The following is an 18,166-nucleotide window of genomic DNA, read 5'->3' on the forward strand; positions in this document are numbered from 1 at the left end:
CAGGTCACAAGACAACGAAAATGGTGCTGAAACACCATTTAGTCAGGAAAATAATTATGTGTGGAATTGTTGGTGCAGTGGCGCAACGTGATATCGCAGAAATTCTTCTCGAAGGTCTGCGTCGTCTTGAATATCGTGGTTATGACTCCGCCGGTCTGGCTGTGGTGGATCAGCAGGGCAAGGTAACGCGTCTGCGCCGCCTTGGTAAAGTGCAGAAGCTGGCCGAAGCCGCTGAGGAGACTCAGCTGACGGGCGGTACTGGTATTGCGCATACCCGCTGGGCGACCCACGGTGAACCTTCCGAAGCGAATGCACACCCTCATATCTCTGAACATATCATCATCGTCCATAACGGCATTATTGAGAACCATGAGCCGCTGCGTGCGCTATTGATTGAACGTGGCTACCACTTTGCCTCAGAAACCGACACCGAAGTGGTGGCGCATCTGGTGCACTGGGAACAGCAACAGGGTGGTTCATTGCGTGAAGTGGTATTGCGTGTGATCCCACAGTTGCGTGGCGCCTACGGCATGGTGATTATGGATAGTCGCGACCCATCGCGCGTGATAGCCGCACGTTCCGGCAGTCCGCTGGTGATTGGTCGTGGCGTGGGTGAAAACTTTATTGCTTCTGACCAGCTGGCGCTGTTGCCGGTTACCCGCCGCTTTATCTACCTGGAAGAGGGCGATATTGCTGAGATTACCCGGCGCGATGTCACTATCGTCGACCGTAACGGCAACGATGTACAGCGTGCGGAAATTGAATCTAAGGTGCAGTATGACGCCGGTGATAAAGGTATCTATCGCCACTACATGCAGAAAGAGATTTACGAACAACCGATGGCGATTAAAAACACCTTAGCCGGTCGTTTTAGCCATGGTGAAGTCGATCTCTCCGAGCTCGGCGCCAGCGCTAATACTCTGCTGAGTCAGGTTGAGCATATTCAGATTGTTGCCTGCGGCACCTCGTATAACTCCGGTATGGTTTCACGTTACTGGTTTGAAGCGCTGGCCAATGTGCCATGCGACGTCGAGATCGCTTCTGAATTCCGCTATCGCCAATCTGCGGTGCGTAAAAACAGCCTGCTGATCACCCTGTCGCAATCCGGTGAAACCGCCGATACGCTGGCCGCATTGCGCCTGTCGAAAGAGCTGGGTTACCTCGGATCGCTGGCAATCTGCAATGTGGCCGGCTCCTCGCTGGTGCGTGAATCTGACCTGGCGCTGATGACCAAAGCCGGTACTGAAATTGGCGTGGCATCCACCAAAGCCTTTACCACCCAGCTGACCGTGTTACTGATGCTGGTGGCGAAGATTGGCCGCCTGAAAGGCGCCGATGCGCAAATCGAACATGATATCGTGCATGGCCTGCAGGCATTGCCAAGCCGTATTGAGCAGATGCTGTCCCAGGACAAGCTGATTGAAGCGCTGGCAGAAGATTTCTCCGACAAACATCATGCGCTATTCCTTGGCCGTGGCGATCAATATCCGATTGCGATGGAAGGTGCGCTGAAGCTGAAAGAGATCTCCTATATTCACGCCGAAGCTTACGCCGCCGGTGAACTGAAGCACGGTCCGCTGGCGCTGATTGATGCGGATATGCCGGTGATTGTGGTGGCGCCGAATAATGAACTGCTGGAAAAACTGAAATCAAACATCGAAGAAGTGCGCGCACGCGGCGGTTTACTGTATGTGTTTGCCGATCAGGATGCTGGTTTTAGTGACAGCGAAGGGATGCGCATTATCCCTCTGCCACACGTTGAAGATATGATTGCCCCAATCTTCTACACCGTACCGTTGCAGCTGCTGTCGTATCATGTGGCGCTGATTAAAGGCACTGATGTCGATCAGCCGCGTAACCTGGCGAAATCGGTTACCGTCGAATAATCTGACGACAGTTCAGGATTAATCAGCAAGGCCCGGTAGCCAATACCGGGCTTTTTTTATGGGCGCAATACCCCCTTTGCGGGAAAATCACTGAGCTGTTTCCGGGGATTTTTCATCGCGAAAAAACCAACAAGTAGAAATAAATCACAACAATAACCATCAGATGTGATCCACATTGTAATAACCAACCGCGGCTGGTGGGACCCTGTTTCAGGGCCTGAGGGTAACGCTGATGCCGGGGCTGGCGCTCTGCGCTATCGGCTGCGGGCCGGCAGATTTTTTATTAGCTGCTGGATGTCACAAAACTGTCATATTTCGTACATTTTACTGTCACCAAACTGTCCTATTTTGCCTCCAGCAGCAATGATTAATCTTATTAAAACGGCATTGAGCCTGACTTTTACTCCCCCGGAGGGAATATGACACTGATGCATAGCACCTTAGCTCGAATCGTCGCAGCAACCGTATCTTTGAGCGCGGCTTCTGCCATGGCAGCGGCAAGCCTGACTGGCGCGGGCGCGACCTTCCCGGCGCCGGTGTATGCCAAGTGGGCGGATACTTATCAGAAAGAAACTGGTAATAAGATCAACTACCAGGGTATCGGCTCATCAGGTGGCGTAAAACAGATTATTGCAAAAACCGTTGATTTCGGCGCATCTGATGCTCCGCTGACTGACGATAAATTAAATGCCGACGGCCTGTTTCAGTTTCCGACGGTGATTGGCGGTGTGGTGCTGGCGGTTAATATCCCTGGCCTGAAGTCTGGCGAGCTGGTGCTGGACGGTAAGACCCTCGGCGATATCTACCTCGGTAACATTAAAAAGTGGAACGATGCAGCCATCGTGAAGCTGAACCCGGGCGTAAAATTGCCGGAAACCAATATCGCCGTGGTGCGTCGTGCTGACGGCTCTGGCACCTCATTCGTCTTTACCAGCTACCTGGCGAAAGTAAACGAAGAGTGGAAATCGAAGATTGGCGCCGGCTCCACAGTAAACTGGCCAACCGGTCTCGGTGGTAAAGGCAACGATGGTATCGCCGCCTTTGTTCAGCGTCTGCCTGGGGCGATTGGTTACGTTGAGTATGCCTACGCTAAACAGAACAACCTGACTTATACCAAGCTGGTCGATGCGGCTGGTAAGCCTGTCAGCCCGAGCGAAGAGAGTTTCAGTAATGCGGCGAAAGGCGCGGACTGGAATAAAACCTTTGCTCAGGATCTGACTAACCAGAAAGGCAGCAACGTCTGGCCAATCACCTCTACTACCTTCATTCTGATGCATAAAACTCAGGAAAAACCTGAGCAGGCTGCTGCGGTACTGAAGTTCTTTGACTGGGCGTATAAAGACGGTGCCAAAGAAGCTAACGCACTGGATTACGCGACACTGCCGAAAGAAGTGACCGATCAGATTCGTGCAGCATGGAAAACCAATATCAAAGACAGCTCCGGTAAAGCGCTGTACTAAGACTCAGTGCAGGACCGAAGGGATTCGGTCCGTCACACAGGGCGGCGCTTTTGCCGCCATTTCCATCTTAACGTCGAGAATTCTATGGCTGCGACCAAGCCGACATTTAAGGCCCCGGGTAAACAGGGCGATATCCTCTTCGGTGCACTGGTAAAACTGGCTGCGCTGATTGTGCTATTTCTGTTGGGCGGTATTATCGTCTCGCTGGTTATTGCCTCATGGCCAAGCATCGAGAAATTCGGTTTTGCCTTCCTGTGGACTAAAGAGTGGGATGCGCCTAACGAGAACTTTGGTGCGCTGGTACCGATTTACGGCACCCTGGTCACCTCGATTATCGCCCTGCTGATCGCCGTACCGGTAAGCTTCGGCATCGCTCTGTTCCTTACCGAACTGGCGCCAGGCTGGCTACGGCGTCCGCTGGGCACGGCAATTGAACTGCTGGCAGCCATCCCCAGTATCGTGTACGGCATGTGGGGGCTGTTTATCTTCGCGCCACTGTTTGCCGAATATTTCCAAACGCCGGTAGGTAATGTGCTGTCCGGTATTCCGTTAGTCGGGGCATTATTTGAAGGCCCGGCTTTTGGCATCGGTATTCTTGCTGCCGGGGTTATCCTCGCCATCATGATCATTCCTTATATCGCCTCGGTGATGCGTGATGTGTTTGAGCAGACTCCGGTGATGATGAAAGAGTCTGCTTATGGTATTGGCTGCACCACCTGGGAAGTGATCTGGCGCATTGTGCTGCCGTTCACCAAAAACGGCGTGATTGGCGGCGTGATGCTCGGTCTGGGGCGCGCTCTGGGTGAAACCATGGCCGTGACCTTTATCATCGGTAACACTTACCAGCTCAGCAGCGCTTCGCTGTTTATGCCGGGTAACAGTATTACCTCGGCGCTGGCAAATGAGTTCGCCGAAGCGGAATCAGGGCTGCATACCGCCGCACTGATGGAGCTGGGTCTGATTCTGTTTGTTATCACCTTTATCGTGCTGGCCTGTTCTAAACTGATGGTGATGCGTTTAGCGAAAAGTGAAGGGACGCGCACATGACAACAATTGAAATGCAGGCACGCGCCGATCTGGATGCTTCACGCCGGAAAATGCAGGCGTGGCGCCGGATGAAAAACCGTATTGCGCTGACACTGTCGCTGCTGACCATGGCTTTTGGGCTGTTCTGGCTGGTGTGGATCCTGTTTTCCACCATTAGCCGCGGTATCGACGGCATGTCGCTGGCGCTATTCACCGAAATGACGCCGCCGCCAAATAGCGCTGGCGGCGGTCTGGCGAATGCCTTTGCCGGTAGCGGCTTATTGATCCTCTGGGCGACGCTATTTGGAACGCCGCTGGGGATTATGGCGGGGATTTATCTGGCTGAGTATGGCCGCAAATCAATGCTGGCCGAAGTGATTCGTTTTATTAACGATATCCTGCTTTCAGCGCCGTCGATTGTGGTTGGTCTGTTTGTTTACACCATCGTGGTTGCGCAAATGCAGCACTTCTCCGGCTGGGCCGGGGTGATTGCGCTGGCGCTGCTGCAGGTGCCGATTGTGATCCGTACCACCGAAAATATGCTGAAGCTGGTGCCGGATAGTCTGCGCGAAGCGGCTTATGCCCTCGGCACGCCCAAGTGGAAGATGATCTCTGCTATCACGTTGAAAGCTTCGGTCTCCGGCATTATGACCGGTGTACTGCTGGCTATTGCACGTATTGCCGGTGAAACCGCGCCGCTGCTGTTTACCTCATTGTCGAACCAGTTCTGGAGTACCGACATGATGCAGCCGATCGCCAACCTGCCGGTAACTATCTTTAAGTTCGCCATGAGTCCGTTTGCCGAATGGCAGAGTCTGGCCTGGGCGGGCGTGCTGATTATCACGCTGTGTGTGCTGTTACTGAACATTCTGGCTCGTGTAATTTTTGCCAGGGGCAAACATTAATTGAACAGCGCGGCCACGGCGGCGCTGAATAAGAGAGAAGAGAATGAGTATGGTGAATAAAGCCCCCGGAAAAATGCAGGTTCGCGATCTGAACTTCTATTACGGGAAATTCCATGCCCTGAAGAATATCAACCTGGATATCGCCAAAAACCAGGTAACGGCGTTTATCGGCCCGTCGGGCTGCGGTAAATCGACGCTATTGCGTACCTTTAACAAGATGTTCTCTCTCTACCCGGAGCAGCGTGCGGAAGGCGAAATTCTGCTGGATGGCGAGAATATTTTAACGGCGACGCAGGATATCGCCCTGCTGCGCGCCCGTGTCGGTATGGTGTTCCAGAAGCCGACACCGTTCCCGATGTCGATTTATGACAATATCGCTTTCGGTGTGCGTCTGTTTGAAAAGCTGTCGCGCAGCGATATGGACGAGCGCGTACAGTGGGCGCTCACCAAGGCGGCGCTGTGGAATGAGACCAAAGATAAGCTGCATCAGAGCGGTTACAGCCTCTCCGGCGGTCAGCAGCAGCGTTTGTGTATTGCCCGCGGTATCGCTATTCGCCCGGAAGTACTGCTGCTGGATGAGCCCTGTTCCGCACTCGATCCTATCTCAACTGGCCGTATTGAAGAGCTGATTACCGAACTGAAGCAGGATTACACCGTGGTTATCGTAACGCATAATATGCAACAGGCTGCGCGTTGCTCCGATCACACTGCTTTTATGTATCTCGGCGAACTGATTGAGTTTAGTGATACAGATACCCTGTTTACTAAGCCGCATCAGAAGCAGACTGAAGACTATATTACCGGGCGTTACGGTTGAAAACGGACGATTGCCGTTGCCATTTTGCGACTGGGTTTGCACCCATTGTTTCGGCGTTGATTACGCCTGTTTGATTAACAGGTTGGAGAAAACATGGATAACTTAAATCTTAACAAACATATCTCCGGCCAGTTCAATGCCGAGCTGGAGCACATTCGCACTCAGGTGATGATCATGGGTGGTCTGGTGGAGAAACAGCTCACCGATGCGATTACCGCGATGCATAATCAGGATGGCGATCTGGCGAAACAGGTGATTGAAGGCGATCACAAGGTCAATATGATGGAAGTGGAGATTGATGAAGCCTGCGTGCGCATCATCGCCAAGCGTCAGCCGACCGCCAGTGATTTACGTCTGGTGATGGCGATCATCAAAACCATCTCTGAACTGGAACGTATTGGCGATGTGGCGGAGAAAATCAGCCGCACCGCACTGGAGAAATTCAGTCAGCAACATCTGCCGCTGCTGGTCAGCCTTGAATCGCTGGGACATCATACCGTACAGATGCTGCATGACGTGCTGGATGCCTTTGCGCGGATGGACCTCAATGCCGCTATCCAGATTTACCGTGAAGATAAAAAGGTGGATCAGGAGTATGAGGGCATCGTGCGTCAGCTGATGACCTATATGATGGAAGACCCGCGCACCATTCCCAGTGTGTTGACGGCGCTGTTTTGTGCCCGGGCCATTGAGCGCATTGGCGACCGTTGCCAGAATATCTGCGAAATTATCTTCTATTTCGTCAAAGGCCAGGACTTCCGTCATGTTGGCGGCGACCAGCTGGATAAACTGCTGGCTGGTGATGACGGCGGCAGTAATCCCGCATAATTTCCGTTGAATGGGAGCCATTGATGGCTCCCCTGCGCTGTTTCAGGTACTTCAGATACTCCCGGGGAGATATACTTGGCCTACAATTTTATCTGTAGGGTACTGAAACATGTCGATATCCACTCAAGCGAAGCAGAGCGCGACACCGGCTAAAGCCATGCTCGCTGCCGTTAGTGGCTATGCCATGGATGGTTTTGATCTGCTTATCCTTGGTTTTATGCTGCCCGCTATTAGCGCATCGCTGATATTAAGTCCTTCCCAGGCCGGTTCGCTGGTCACCTGGACGCTAATCGGCGCCGTGCTGGGCGGTATTATCTTTGGGCACCTCAGCGACCGTCTGGGTCGTATTCGGGTGCTGACCTTTACTATCCTGATGTTTTCCCTGTTTACCGGTTTGTGCGCGCTGGCGCAGGGCTACTGGGATCTGCTGATCTACCGCACTCTGGCGGGGGTTGGCCTGGGTGGCGAGTTTGGTATCGGGATGGCGCTAATTGCCGAAGCCTGGCCAGCGCACAAGCGTAATCGTGCATCAGCATGGGTCGGCATCGGCTGGCAGCTTGGCGTGTTGCTGGCGGCGTTTATCACCCCCTTTCTGCTGAATATCATCGGCTGGCGTGGCATGTTCCTTGTCGGGCTGCTGCCGGCGCTACTGTCGTTTATGATTCGCCGTGGCATGGGCGAGCCGGAAGCCTTTACCCGCCAGCAGAAAACCACCCCCGAACTCTCCTTTCGCGCCCGCCTGAAGCTGCTGTTTAAAGATGCGCAAACCAGCAAAGCCAGCCTTGGCATTCTGATCCTCTGTTCGGTACAGAACTTTGGCTATTACGGCCTGATGATCTGGATGCCGAGCTATCTCTCTGCCAATTTTGGTTTCTCACTGACCAAATCCGGACTCTGGACGGCGGTAACGGTGGTCGGGATGACCTTCGGCATCTGGCTGTTTGGCGTGCTGGCCGATCGCTTTGCGCGCTGGAAGATTTTCCTGATCTACCAGTTTGGCGCGGTGATTATGGTGGTGATCTATGCACAGCTGCGTGATCCGATGGTGATGCTGTTTACCGGCGCTCTGATGGGGATGTTTGTGAATGGCATGATTGGCGGCTACGGCGCGCTGATCTCCGATACCTATCCGGTTCAGGCTCGTGCCACGGCGCAAAACGTATTGTTTAACCTTGGGCGTGGCGTCGGCGGCTTTGGACCGCTGGTCATCGGCCTGCTGGCGTCGCAATGGTCATTTGTCGCTGCCATTACGCTGCTGGCGCTAATCTATCTGCTGGATATTATCGCCACACTGTTTTTGTTACCGCGGCGTCAGGGTAACGAAGATGCGCTGGGAGCAATTGGTTAACCGGCGCGGGAGCCAGTAATGGCTCCCGCTGCCTGAGGGGGATATCTCTCCGCCATGCAAAAACTATTGCGTAATCGACCAGCCGCGCGCCTTCCACAGCGCCGGCAGCTGCGCCATATCGTCAAACATGGTCACCAGCGGGTGGTCGAGCGGCTTATTATGGGCGTCGGCACAGTAGTAAAACACCGGAATACCGGCAGCAATGCCCGCCCTGGCGCCGGCCTCGGAATCATCAACCAGAATGCAGCGCTCAACCGGTACGCGCATTTTTTCTGCCGCGTGGTACATCAGCTCCGGATCGGGCTTCCAGCGGGCAATATCATAGCCGCTGAACAACCGGTCATCAAAATAGCGCAGCATATCGGTCAGTCCAAGGGAGTGCTGCATCTTCTTTACGGTGCCGTTAGAAACCACGCACATCGGTACGCTAACCTGCGCCAGCAGCTGCTGCGCACCGGCAATCGGCTGCAAATCGGCATCAAACAGCCTTGCCACTTCCTGACGATAGGCGGCCTCCAGTTCATCGACCGCAACATCCAGCTGATGCTGCGCGCAGACATCGGCGACAATGTCATACAGCTTCACACCCTTATATTTTTCAAACATTTCCTGTAACGACAGTTCAACACCATACTGCGCAAAGGTATTTACGTAAGATTGGGTGCAAATCAGTTCACTGTCCACCAGCGTACCGTCGCAATCAAAAAACACACATTCAATACTCATTACGCTTTATCCTTTATCGTTCGAAGATGTCATAACATCTTTAACCAACTGTGGCAGGATTGCGACCAGGAAATGTCAATTACTGTTAATGACGGCGATAAAGCGGTAAAAACTGCGCAATCGGTTGCGAAAAAACAGTGTGATCCGCATCAAAAATCAGCATATTAGTATAGGATAGCCAACGACAACATTTCCTTTGGTTCGGAATCTGATAATGAATAAACAAGGTTTACTGCAGCGCCTGTTTAAACTGCAAGAGCATGGCACAACAGCACGCACTGAAGTGATCGCCGGTTTCACTACCTTCCTCACTATGGTTTATATCGTGTTTGTGAACCCGCAAATCCTCGGTGTCGCAGGCATGGATACCCAGGCAGTATTTGTTACCACCTGTCTGATTGCTGCCTTCGGCAGTATCCTGATGGGACTGGTGGCGAACTTACCGGTTGCGCTGGCGCCGGCGATGGGGCTGAACGCCTTCTTCGCATTTGTGGTGGTGGGTGCGATGGGCATCTCGTGGCAGACCGGTATGGGCGCCATCTTCTGGGGCGCGGTTGGCCTGCTGTTGCTGACGATTTTCCGCGTACGCTACTGGATGATTGCTAATATTCCGGCGTCACTGCGCATCGGTATTACCAGCGGTATTGGTCTGTTTATTGCGATGATTGGCCTGAAAAATGCCGGTATCGTGGTGCCAAACAAAGATACGCTGATGGCGGTGGGCAACCTGACCTCGCACAGTGTACTGCTTGGCGTGCTGGGTTTCTTTATCATTGCCATTCTGGCCGCGCGTAACATTCATGTGGCGGTGCTGGTGTCGATTATTATCACCACTGTCATTGGCATGCTGTTAGGCGATGTGAAATACACCGGCTTCTTCTCTGCGCCGCCGCCGGTAACCTCGATTATCGGTCAGGTTGATCTGGCGGGTTCACTGAACCTCGGTATGGCCGGTATTATCTTCTCCTTTATGCTGGTTAACCTGTTCGACTCCTCCGGTACCCTGATTGGGGTCACCGACAAAGCCGGGTTAGCCGATGAGCAAGGCAAGTTCCCGCGCATGAAGCAGGCACTGTATGTTGACAGTATCAGCTCCGTGGTCGGTTCCTTTATCGGTACCTCTTCCGTTACCGCCTATATTGAAAGTTCATCCGGCGTCTCTATCGGTGGCCGTACCGGTCTGATGGCCGTGGTAACCGGCATTCTGTTCCTGCTGGTGATCTTCCTGTCGCCGCTGGCGGCGATGGTACCGGCCTATGCTGCAGCCGGCGCGCTGATCTATGTTGGCGTGCTGATGACTTCCAGCCTGGCGCGCGTTAAGTGGGATGATCTGACAGAAGCGGTTCCGGCATTTGTGACTGCCGTGATGATGCCTTTCAGCTTCTCAATAACCGAAGGTATCGCGCTGGGCTTTATTGCTTACTGCGTGATGAAGGCGGGCTCCGGACGCTGGCGTGAAATCAGCCCATGCGTCATCGTGGTGGCGCTGCTGTTTGTGCTTAAGATTGTGTTTATCGACGCACATTGATCCGTGAGTTAAGCGCTAACCGCAGGCGGCGTCAGGATTTACCTGATGCCGCTTTTTTAATGCTGTACCTGACGTTCCGGCGGCATACTGGTGAGGCGCAGGGCGCGTGGTCCCATATTCGGTTTATTCACTTCCACATCGCGCAGCGCGTGCCAGCTATTTCCCTCAGCAAATTCCCACAGGCGTAAACGCTGGGTGCCAGGCGACAGGGCGCATGACCACACCATTAATGGCTCGACATCGCAAATGGCCTGAATATCGGGAAACGCCGTTGAGCGCAGACGACCGGAAGCGGGATGAAGACGCAAAGAGTCGATATCGCGCTGGCCTTCGCCGGTGAGCTTCAGCACGCTCTGACGTAAGGTCCAGAGCTGGGTGGCGGCTTCAATCGGGTCTTGCTGGGCATTGATCCAGGCTTTCTCGCCTGAAGAGAGGCGCTGTAGCTGACTTTCTACCGTCTGACGACTGTGAGCGCGAACAATCTCCATATCCAGTCCGGCACGTCCGCCCTCTTCTGCCAGTAACACACCAACCTGATTACCGGCATAGGCGATACTAAAGTCAGGCAGGTCGGGATCGGCAAAACAGGGACGGCCGCTGCTCGTGGTGATCAGGGAGGGGAGTTGTTGCATACCATAAACCCGCAGCATCAGTTCGGCCAGCAGCTCACGGGCGGCAAGAAAACGCATTCGGCGCTTCTCGTTCAGTTTCCAGGAATCTTCTAATAATTTCTGCGGTAGTCGCGGCATACGTGCCGGGTTCTGGACGTATGCCCAGCGTACAAAATGACTTGCCATCTGTCGCTCCGTGAAAATGGTCGGATAATCATCAATGCTATTGTAAGAATTTTCTGAATCAATTTCATCCGACTTTCCGTTTCCTTACCAAAAATAGGATTAATGGCAAATTCGCCTGCTCAGCCGTCTGGCGGGATTATTTGCTTTTTGCGGCAATTATTCCTGTTGAAATCATGACCAAAGCGATAGTGGACAGCAGGGTAAATACGCCAGACCAGCCGCCACTCTGCTGGTGAATATATCCGACAACTGTCGGACCGGTTGAGGCGACAATATAGCCAAATCCCTGCACAAAGGAGGAGATGCGGCGGTTTTCATCCAGGCTGCCGGCCAGCTCCATCACCCGCATAAACACCACCACAAAGCCCGCGCCTGCACCGATGCCGCCGGAAAGTATCCACAGGGGCCACATTTGCGGCAACAACAACAACCCGGCTGCCATACAAAACCATACGCCACCGGCAATCAGGAATAATTTTGCCGTCGGGAAACGCGCGACAGAGCCAAGCCAGGGAACACCGAAACAACCGAGGATACCCAGTATCTGAAAAATGGAGGCAATGGTGCCGGCCTGGCTGGTGTCCATATTAACAACCGGCTTGATATATTCCGGCAGCCAGGCGGTCATGGCATAAAACAGAAAGGTGTGTGAGGAAAAAGCGATCGCCAGTAACCAGACTACCGGGCGCCGCCATACCGCTAACGCTTCTCTGGCAGACGGCGAGACTGTGGCGCCGGGTGCGCGCGCGGCGCCAGATGGCACGGAATAAACGCCGCCAGCGGGTGGTGTTGCCCTGACAAATCCGGCTCCGATCCACAGCACAATGGCTAAGATTGCCAGCAGGCTCCATATCGCCAGCGCTGCGCGCCAGCCGATCACCGATGCGATCGGCACCGTCAGGGCGGCTGTCAGCATCGCGCCGATGCTCATCGACATCACATATACCCCAGTGATAATACTGGAGTGGCGCTGAAAATCGCGGGCTATCACCATCAGGCTGACGATATTACCGAGCGTCAGCGCCGCGCCAATCACTACCGTTCCTGACAACGCCAGCGTCAAGCCACCGGCCGATCGCAAAATCGTGCCAAGCACCACACCGCACAGGGTGAGATAAATGGCTTTGCCAATACCGACCCGGGCCAGAATCACCGATGCGACGGGCATCAATGCGCCGAAACATAACACCGGGATAGTGGTCATCAGCCCGGCTAATCCCGGGCTGATATGCAGATCGCTCCTGATACTATCAATCACTGAGGGTAATGAGGTGAGTGGTGAACGCAAATTAGCCGCCAGTGCAATAAAGGCCACCAGTAACAGTACGTTATACAGAGATGATGTTTTAGCGGAAACATCGGACGCCGTAATAGCGTCATCCGGGCTGATATTCTTCATTGATAATCACAGTGTCAGGTAGAGAGCATTAAATTCAGACATTAAGGAAAAACCCGGCCCGCTAAATTACAGACCGAGCAGTTTTTCCAGCATAACGTTCACCTGTAGCCAGAACGTATAGCCGTCCTCCGGTTTGATCGCGGAATAGGGATACTGCCAGTTACTGTTGTTCCAGGTTCGCGCACCGGTCATCTGCAGATTGATCTCCGGCGTTAACATAATCGAAGCGTCAACGCTCAACTGATACTCGTTGCGCGGCGCCTGCCATCCGCTTCCCCCCATCGCATCAAACATATCCTGCATATAGCGTTGTTCACTGCCCGTCAGCCGGCCCCAGCGCAAAGTCAGGCCGTAGCTGTCAAACGGGCGACTCCGCCAGGGGCCGGACCAGATCAGCCCGGTATCCGCCAGCGTCGAGACGCCGGTGTAAGCATCTGATTCCAGCGTCTGTGTTATGCCGCCATGCAGGCTAATGGCGCTGGGCGCGGCATCCTGAGGTTCGCTCCCGCCATCGCTTCGCCACAGGGCCTTTTTGGCGCTGAGATACACGCCGGAGACGCCTTTGTGACTGCGTACCGCAGAGTCGCTGTCATACACTTTTGAAGTGCCGTTTACCGTGTAGTAAACATCGTCATAGGCAAGGTTGTTGTGGAAAACCAGCACTTCCCAGTTCAGGGGGTAGCTTTCTTGTTGCCAGCTGGCGCGACGCGCCACGTTAGCGACCAGCAGGGTGCTGCCGCTGTTGTAATCGTCATCCCACTTTTCCCAGCCGTTAGTGAACGGAAACGCCTGATAGGTACGCCATGCGCCGATGCCGGACTCCAGCGTGGGCGTAAAGTGGTAGCTGGCGTGAGCGCCCCAGCCAGCATAAGGCGCCGGTGCAAAGCCCGCGGTTTTATTCAGAACGCTATTTACGCAGGACTGCGGGATATTACAGTTGCTAAAGCCGAAGAACAGGCCTGGATTGCTTTTACCCAGCTCAACGGATAAGTGGTCGTCGAAAAGTTTCTGTTCATAGCCGAAGCGCAGCAAATGGCCGACTTTGGGGATATAAGGAGGCGGGTCACCCGCCAGCAGACCGCCGGCACTGTTACCGTATTCCTCATTATAAGAAAATGGCACCCATAATTGCATGAAATGTACACTCCCGCCGGGAATAAGCCCCATATGGTCGAGATCAAAATCGGCGCCAGCAAAAAACATCGTATAAGCTGAGTGCTGGCCAGTATTCGTCCCGGCGCCGGGATTACCCAGCCAGAGCTGGGATGCCATAATATGCGGAGTGATGCCCTCATCAGACAGCCAGCTTCCGACATCGGATAACGGACGTCCGGAACTGCCGGTATTGGCGGCGATTGCCGCGCCGTTCGCCATTAATATTCCGGATGCAATAACTCCGGCGTTTAGCATTTGCATCCACATATTCCAGTGCGTAATTTTCATTGTTCTATCCTGTAAAATAAATAAGGCAGAAACAGCTGAACATTAATGACAAAAAACGACAGAGTGGCTGGTAAACTATTTTCATGCAGCGAATAACTGCTAATAATTATCGTGTTATGAATTAAGTTTTTTAAACTCTATTTTGGTCATGGCATATTTTCATATCAGAGTGATAAAGCACCCTGTATCAGCTATGGCTGATGAGTATTAACCAGCCCTCTCTGCCGACATTTAATGGTTTATTGAAATAATAAGTGTCTGCGCGTAGCCGGCGATACCAGTGGCAGGCCGGGTTACACACGTTCGACGATCATCGCCACGCCCTGTCCGCCACCGACGCAGAGCGTTGCCAGTCCCAGCGTCTGGTCTCTCGCCGCCAGCGCGTGCAGCAAGGTCACCAGAATGCGCGCGCCAGATGCGCCGATGGGGTGACCCAGCGCAATAGCGCCGCCGTTAACGTTGGTTTTTTCCATATCCAGCTTCAGCTCGCGGCCAACGGCTAAAAACTGGGCGGCAAAGGCCTCATTCGCTTCCACCAGATCAATATCCGCTACCGTCAATCCCGCCCGGCTCAGCGCCAGTCGGGTAGCAGGCAACGGCCCCAGCCCCATCAGCGCCGGATCAACGCCGCAAGTGGCATAACTGCGGATGCGCGCCAGCGGCCGAACACCGAGGCTTTGCGCCCGCGTTGCGCTCATCACCAGCAACGCGGCGGCGCCATCATTAATACCTGACGCGTTGCCAGCGGTAACCGAACCTTCCGGGTCGAATGCCGGTTTCAGCTGTGCCAGACTATCCAGCGTGGTGTCACTTCTCAGGTGTTCATCAACGGCAAACTGACAGTCTCCTTTTTTACCGCGCACCGTTACCGGTACAATTTCCTGACGGAAATCGCCGCGGGCAATTGCCGCTGCCGCACGTTGCTGGGACAGCAGTGCAATTTCGTCCTGATCATGACGACTGACATTGCAGCGTCTGGCGACATTTTCCGCCGTGATGCCCATATGGTAGTGGCCAATAGCGCAGAACAACCCGTCGTTTACCATACTGTCGGTAACCTGCTGATCTCCCATGCGATATCCCCAGCGAGCTTTGCCGAGCAGGTAGGGCGCCGCCGACATATTTTCCATGCCGCCCGCTAATACCACCTGAGCGTCGCCTGCGGCAATGCTCTGCGCGGCAAAAATGACGCTTTGCAGGCCGGAACCACATACGATATTGATCGAGGTTGCCGCGCTACTTTCCGACAGCCCGGCCTGCAGCATCGCCTGGCGGGCCGGGTTCTGGCCGAGTCCTGCCTGTAATACATTACCGAAAATCACTCCGTCTACCGCTGATGGCGTAATGCCTGCCCGTTGCAGCGCACTTTTCATCATCAGCGCCCCCAGCGTCGGTGCCGCAACGCTGCTCAGGCTGCCGCCAAATTTACCGATGGCGCTGCGCACGGCGCTTACAATAACCAGTGATGTCATATTTACCTCTTGTAATCAGTCGGATACCGGCGTCATTCCTGCATGATTTTCAGCTGGTGGGAGACCATCAGCCGGGGCTCTATCTGGCGCCGGATATCGTCAGGCGTCAGCCCTGCAAGCAGTTCGGTCAGCACCAGTCCGTCAGGCGTCACATCGATTACGCACTGCTCGGTGACGATGTGATCAACACAGCGCTCGCCGGTGAGCGGGTAGCTACAGGTTTTGACGATTTTCGGCTGGCCATCTTTGGTGCAGAGTTCCATAGTGACGATGACCTTGCGTGCGCCGGTGACCAGATCCATCGCGCCGCCCATACCGAATACCCGACCGGGTTGCGCCCAGTTGGCCAGATCGCCGTTCTCCGCCACCTGCAAGGCTCCCAGAACCGTTGCCGCCAGTTTGCCGGAACGCACCAGGGCAAAAGATTCGGCACTGTCGAGCGCACTGGCGCCCGGTACCGGTACGAAACGCATGGCGGTGGCGTTGGAAAACCCTTCGACTGCCAGCATACCGGCCACCAGCCGCCCCATTCCCACCAGACCGTTTTCGGTGTGGAACATCACGCCGGGTGGAGCGTAATCGTTGCACAGACTGGGGATGCCGATACCGAGGTTGATGACGTCGCCGTCAGCGAAATATTCGGCGGCGCGCCGGGCTATTCTGTTGCGTGCGTTCATAAAGTTGCTCCCGGCAGTGTCAGAATCTTATCCACGTAGACGCCGGGGGTGACCACGGCATCTACTCCCAGTTCATCCACATCTACCAGCATGTCGGCTTCCACTAACGTCAGACGCGAGGCTTTCGCCACCAGCGGGTTGAAATTACGCATGGTGCCGCGGTAGGTCAGGTTACCCAGCGGATCGGCGGTACGGGCGCGCACCAGGCCGATATCCGCCTGTAACGGCACCTCCAGCAGCCACACCTCGCCATTTATCTCAATACGTCGTTTACCCTCCTCAACCAGGGTGCCGATACCGGTTTTGGTCAGCACACCTCCCAGCCCGGAACCACCGCAGCGCATGCGTTCCGCCAGGCTACCCTGTGGCACCAGTTCCAGTTCGATTTTGCCAGCGGCCACCAGCGCCACCGTTTCGGTATTGCGTCCGATATGAGAGGCAATCAGCTTATCCACCAGTCCGTGGTGGATCAGGCGACCTATTGTCAAATCGGCATCGCCGCTGTCGTTAGAGATCAGGGTTAAATGCCGCGCTCCGCTCGCTATCACACAGTCAATAAGGCGGTTGGGTACACCATGATTGGCGAAGCCGCCGCACATTAGCGTCTGCCCGTCTTTAAACAGCGCGGTAATGTCATCGGGTAAAGCAAATTTTTCCGCCATAGTCATTCCCTCGTGAGTAGCACGGCCACGCCCTGGCCACCGCCGACGCAGAAAGTAATCACCGCGTTGTCCAGCTGGCGGCGACGCATGTCGTAAACCGCTTTTGTCGCCAGGATGGCGCCGCTGCCTGCCAGCGGATGCCCCAGCGCAATGGCGCCGCCATTCGGGTTAACCCGATCGGGATCCATGCCTATCTCATGGATACAGGCCAGCGACTGCGCGGCAAACGCTTCGTTAAGTTCCCACAGCGCGATGTCATCCACGGTCAGGCCGGTTTGCTGTAATAATTTCGAGCACGCAGGCACCGGCCCCATCCCCATATAGTTGGGATCGACGCCAGCGGCGGCATAGCCGCGGAACACAGCGAGGATCTCCCGCCCGGTTTTTTCCGCCAGGCTGCGCTCCATCAATACCAGCGCACCTGCGCCATCGCTCATCGGTGAACTGTTACCCGCCGTGACGACCCCATCAGGACGAAAACTGGGGCGCAGGGCCGCCAGCCCGTCTGCGGAGCAGTCCGGGCGTACCGATTCATCGCGGCTCACCTGCGTTTTGCGTCCTTTTTTATCGGTCAATGGCACCGGAACGATCTGTGCATCGAAGCGCCCGTTCTGCCAGGCCGTGCTGGCCAGCCGCTGACTGCGCAGTGAGAATTCGTCCAGCTGCTGGCGGCTGAAGCGGTATCTGGCGGCGATATTCTCGGCGGTGATACCCATTGACGGGTTGCCAACGCGATCGGGCGCAGTATGAATATTGACAAAGCTCGGCGGCTGCACCGACCAGGCGGTCTCGGTCTTTTCCAGCATCCAGGTCCGGCGTGAATCGCTTTCTACCCCGCCTGCGACAATCACCTCGGCAAAGCCGGCCATAATCTGGATGGCGCCATAGGCCAGCGCGTTCAGCGACGCCGCACACTGACGATCGAGAGTGATACCCGGTACCGAAACCGGTAACCCGGCTTCCAGCAATACCATCCTCCCCATATTGTTAATCTCGTGATTCATCAGATTGGCAAAAATCACGTCATCAATACTCTCGGGGGCGATCCCGGCCCGTTGTACTGCCTCTTTAACCGCCAGAGCGCCCAGCACATGTGCCGGAACGGAGGCTAACGCACCACGGCATCTGCCAATTGGCGTGCGTGCCGCTGCAACAATCACCGCTTCTCTCATAAAACCTTCTTGTCAGACTG

16 protein-coding genes are annotated in these 18,166 nt (G+C 54.8%); 8 read left to right on the forward strand and 8 right to left on the reverse strand.

Translation table 11 applies throughout. The annotated features are described in order from the left end of the window. The first annotated feature begins 56 nt into the window (after positions 1 to 56). From glmS to JWF83_RS03095, 7 genes are all read left to right on the forward strand, one after another. On the forward strand, positions 57 to 1,886 hold the full coding sequence (gene glmS, locus JWF83_RS03065; protein WP_413648584.1) for a glutamine--fructose-6-phosphate transaminase (isomerizing): 1,830 nt from the start codon (positions 57 to 59) through the stop codon (positions 1,884 to 1,886). Positions 1,887 to 2,305: 419 nt separating this feature from the next. Next, positions 2,306 to 3,346 (forward strand): phosphate ABC transporter substrate-binding protein PstS, encoded by a 1,041-nt coding sequence (gene pstS / locus JWF83_RS03070; protein ID WP_413648585.1) that lies wholly within the window; start codon positions 2,306 to 2,308, stop codon positions 3,344 to 3,346. A gap of 84 nt (positions 3,347 to 3,430) precedes the next feature. Further along, positions 3,431 to 4,393: a phosphate ABC transporter permease PstC gene (gene pstC / locus JWF83_RS03075; protein ID WP_413648587.1), complete on the forward strand. Its 963-nt coding sequence runs from the start codon at positions 3,431 to 3,433 to the stop codon at positions 4,391 to 4,393. Then, on the forward strand, positions 4,390 to 5,277 hold the full coding sequence (gene pstA, locus JWF83_RS03080) for a phosphate ABC transporter permease PstA (RefSeq protein ID WP_413648588.1): 888 nt from the start codon (positions 4,390 to 4,392) through the stop codon (positions 5,275 to 5,277). Before pstC ends, pstA begins: the two co-directional genes overlap by 4 nt. A gap of 43 nt (positions 5,278 to 5,320) precedes the next feature. After that, a complete protein-coding gene (gene pstB / locus JWF83_RS03085) occupies positions 5,321 to 6,094 on the forward strand; it encodes a phosphate ABC transporter ATP-binding protein PstB (RefSeq protein ID WP_413648590.1) in 774 nt (257 codons plus the stop codon). A gap of 93 nt (positions 6,095 to 6,187) precedes the next feature. Then, positions 6,188 to 6,922 carry a phosphate signaling complex protein PhoU gene (gene phoU, locus JWF83_RS03090; protein WP_413648591.1) on the forward strand — a complete coding sequence of 245 codons (735 nt, stop codon included), beginning with the start codon at positions 6,188 to 6,190 and terminating at the stop codon, positions 6,920 to 6,922. A 109-nt stretch (positions 6,923 to 7,031) separates the two neighbouring features. Further along, a complete protein-coding gene (locus tag JWF83_RS03095) occupies positions 7,032 to 8,270 on the forward strand; it encodes an MFS transporter (protein ID WP_413648592.1) in 1,239 nt (412 codons plus the stop codon). A gap of 63 nt (positions 8,271 to 8,333) precedes the next feature. On the opposite strand, the gene yieH is transcribed toward JWF83_RS03095, so the two are convergent. Next, positions 8,334 to 8,996 carry a 6-phosphogluconate phosphatase gene (gene yieH / locus JWF83_RS03100; protein ID WP_413648594.1) on the reverse strand — a complete coding sequence of 221 codons (663 nt, stop codon included), beginning with the start codon at positions 8,994 to 8,996 and terminating at the stop codon, positions 8,334 to 8,336. Between the two features lie 214 nt (positions 8,997 to 9,210). On the opposite strand from yieH, the gene JWF83_RS03105 reads away from it, so the two are divergent. Further along, positions 9,211 to 10,524 carry an NCS2 family permease gene (locus JWF83_RS03105; protein WP_413648595.1) on the forward strand — a complete coding sequence of 438 codons (1,314 nt, stop codon included), beginning with the start codon at positions 9,211 to 9,213 and terminating at the stop codon, positions 10,522 to 10,524. Between the two features lie 56 nt (positions 10,525 to 10,580). On the opposite strand, the gene JWF83_RS03110 is transcribed toward JWF83_RS03105, so the two are convergent. The 7 genes from JWF83_RS03110 to JWF83_RS03140 form a co-directional block, all read right to left on the reverse strand. Then, positions 10,581 to 11,321, reverse strand: coding sequence for a 4'-phosphopantetheinyl transferase family protein (locus JWF83_RS03110; RefSeq protein ID WP_413648596.1), 741 nt, complete (start codon positions 11,319 to 11,321; stop codon positions 10,581 to 10,583). A 136-nt stretch (positions 11,322 to 11,457) separates the two neighbouring features. Next, entirely contained in the window at positions 11,458 to 12,720 is a 1,263-nt protein-coding gene (locus tag JWF83_RS03115) for a CynX/NimT family MFS transporter (protein WP_413648598.1), read from the reverse strand. Positions 12,721 to 12,786: 66 nt separating this feature from the next. Next, positions 12,787 to 14,163 (reverse strand): carbohydrate porin, encoded by a 1,377-nt coding sequence (locus JWF83_RS03120; protein WP_413648600.1) that lies wholly within the window; start codon positions 14,161 to 14,163, stop codon positions 12,787 to 12,789. 293 nt (positions 14,164 to 14,456) lie between these two features. After that, positions 14,457 to 15,635 (reverse strand): acetyl-CoA C-acetyltransferase, encoded by a 1,179-nt coding sequence (locus tag JWF83_RS03125; protein ID WP_413648601.1) that lies wholly within the window; start codon positions 15,633 to 15,635, stop codon positions 14,457 to 14,459. Between the two features lie 32 nt (positions 15,636 to 15,667). Then, positions 15,668 to 16,312 (reverse strand): CoA-transferase, encoded by a 645-nt coding sequence (locus JWF83_RS03130; RefSeq protein WP_413648602.1) that lies wholly within the window; start codon positions 16,310 to 16,312, stop codon positions 15,668 to 15,670. Further along, positions 16,309 to 16,974 (reverse strand): CoA transferase subunit A, encoded by a 666-nt coding sequence (locus tag JWF83_RS03135; protein ID WP_413648604.1) that lies wholly within the window; start codon positions 16,972 to 16,974, stop codon positions 16,309 to 16,311. The genes JWF83_RS03130 and JWF83_RS03135 overlap by 4 nt, the downstream gene beginning before the upstream one ends. 2 nt (positions 16,975 to 16,976) lie before the next feature. Next, positions 16,977 to 18,146, reverse strand: coding sequence for a thiolase family protein (locus JWF83_RS03140; RefSeq protein ID WP_413648605.1), 1,170 nt, complete (start codon positions 18,144 to 18,146; stop codon positions 16,977 to 16,979). Positions 18,147 to 18,166: the final 20 nt, after the last annotated feature.

The organism is Pantoea sp. B65 (assembly GCF_047308185.1).
Classification (GTDB): Bacteria; Pseudomonadota; Gammaproteobacteria; order Enterobacterales; family Enterobacteriaceae; genus Erwinia.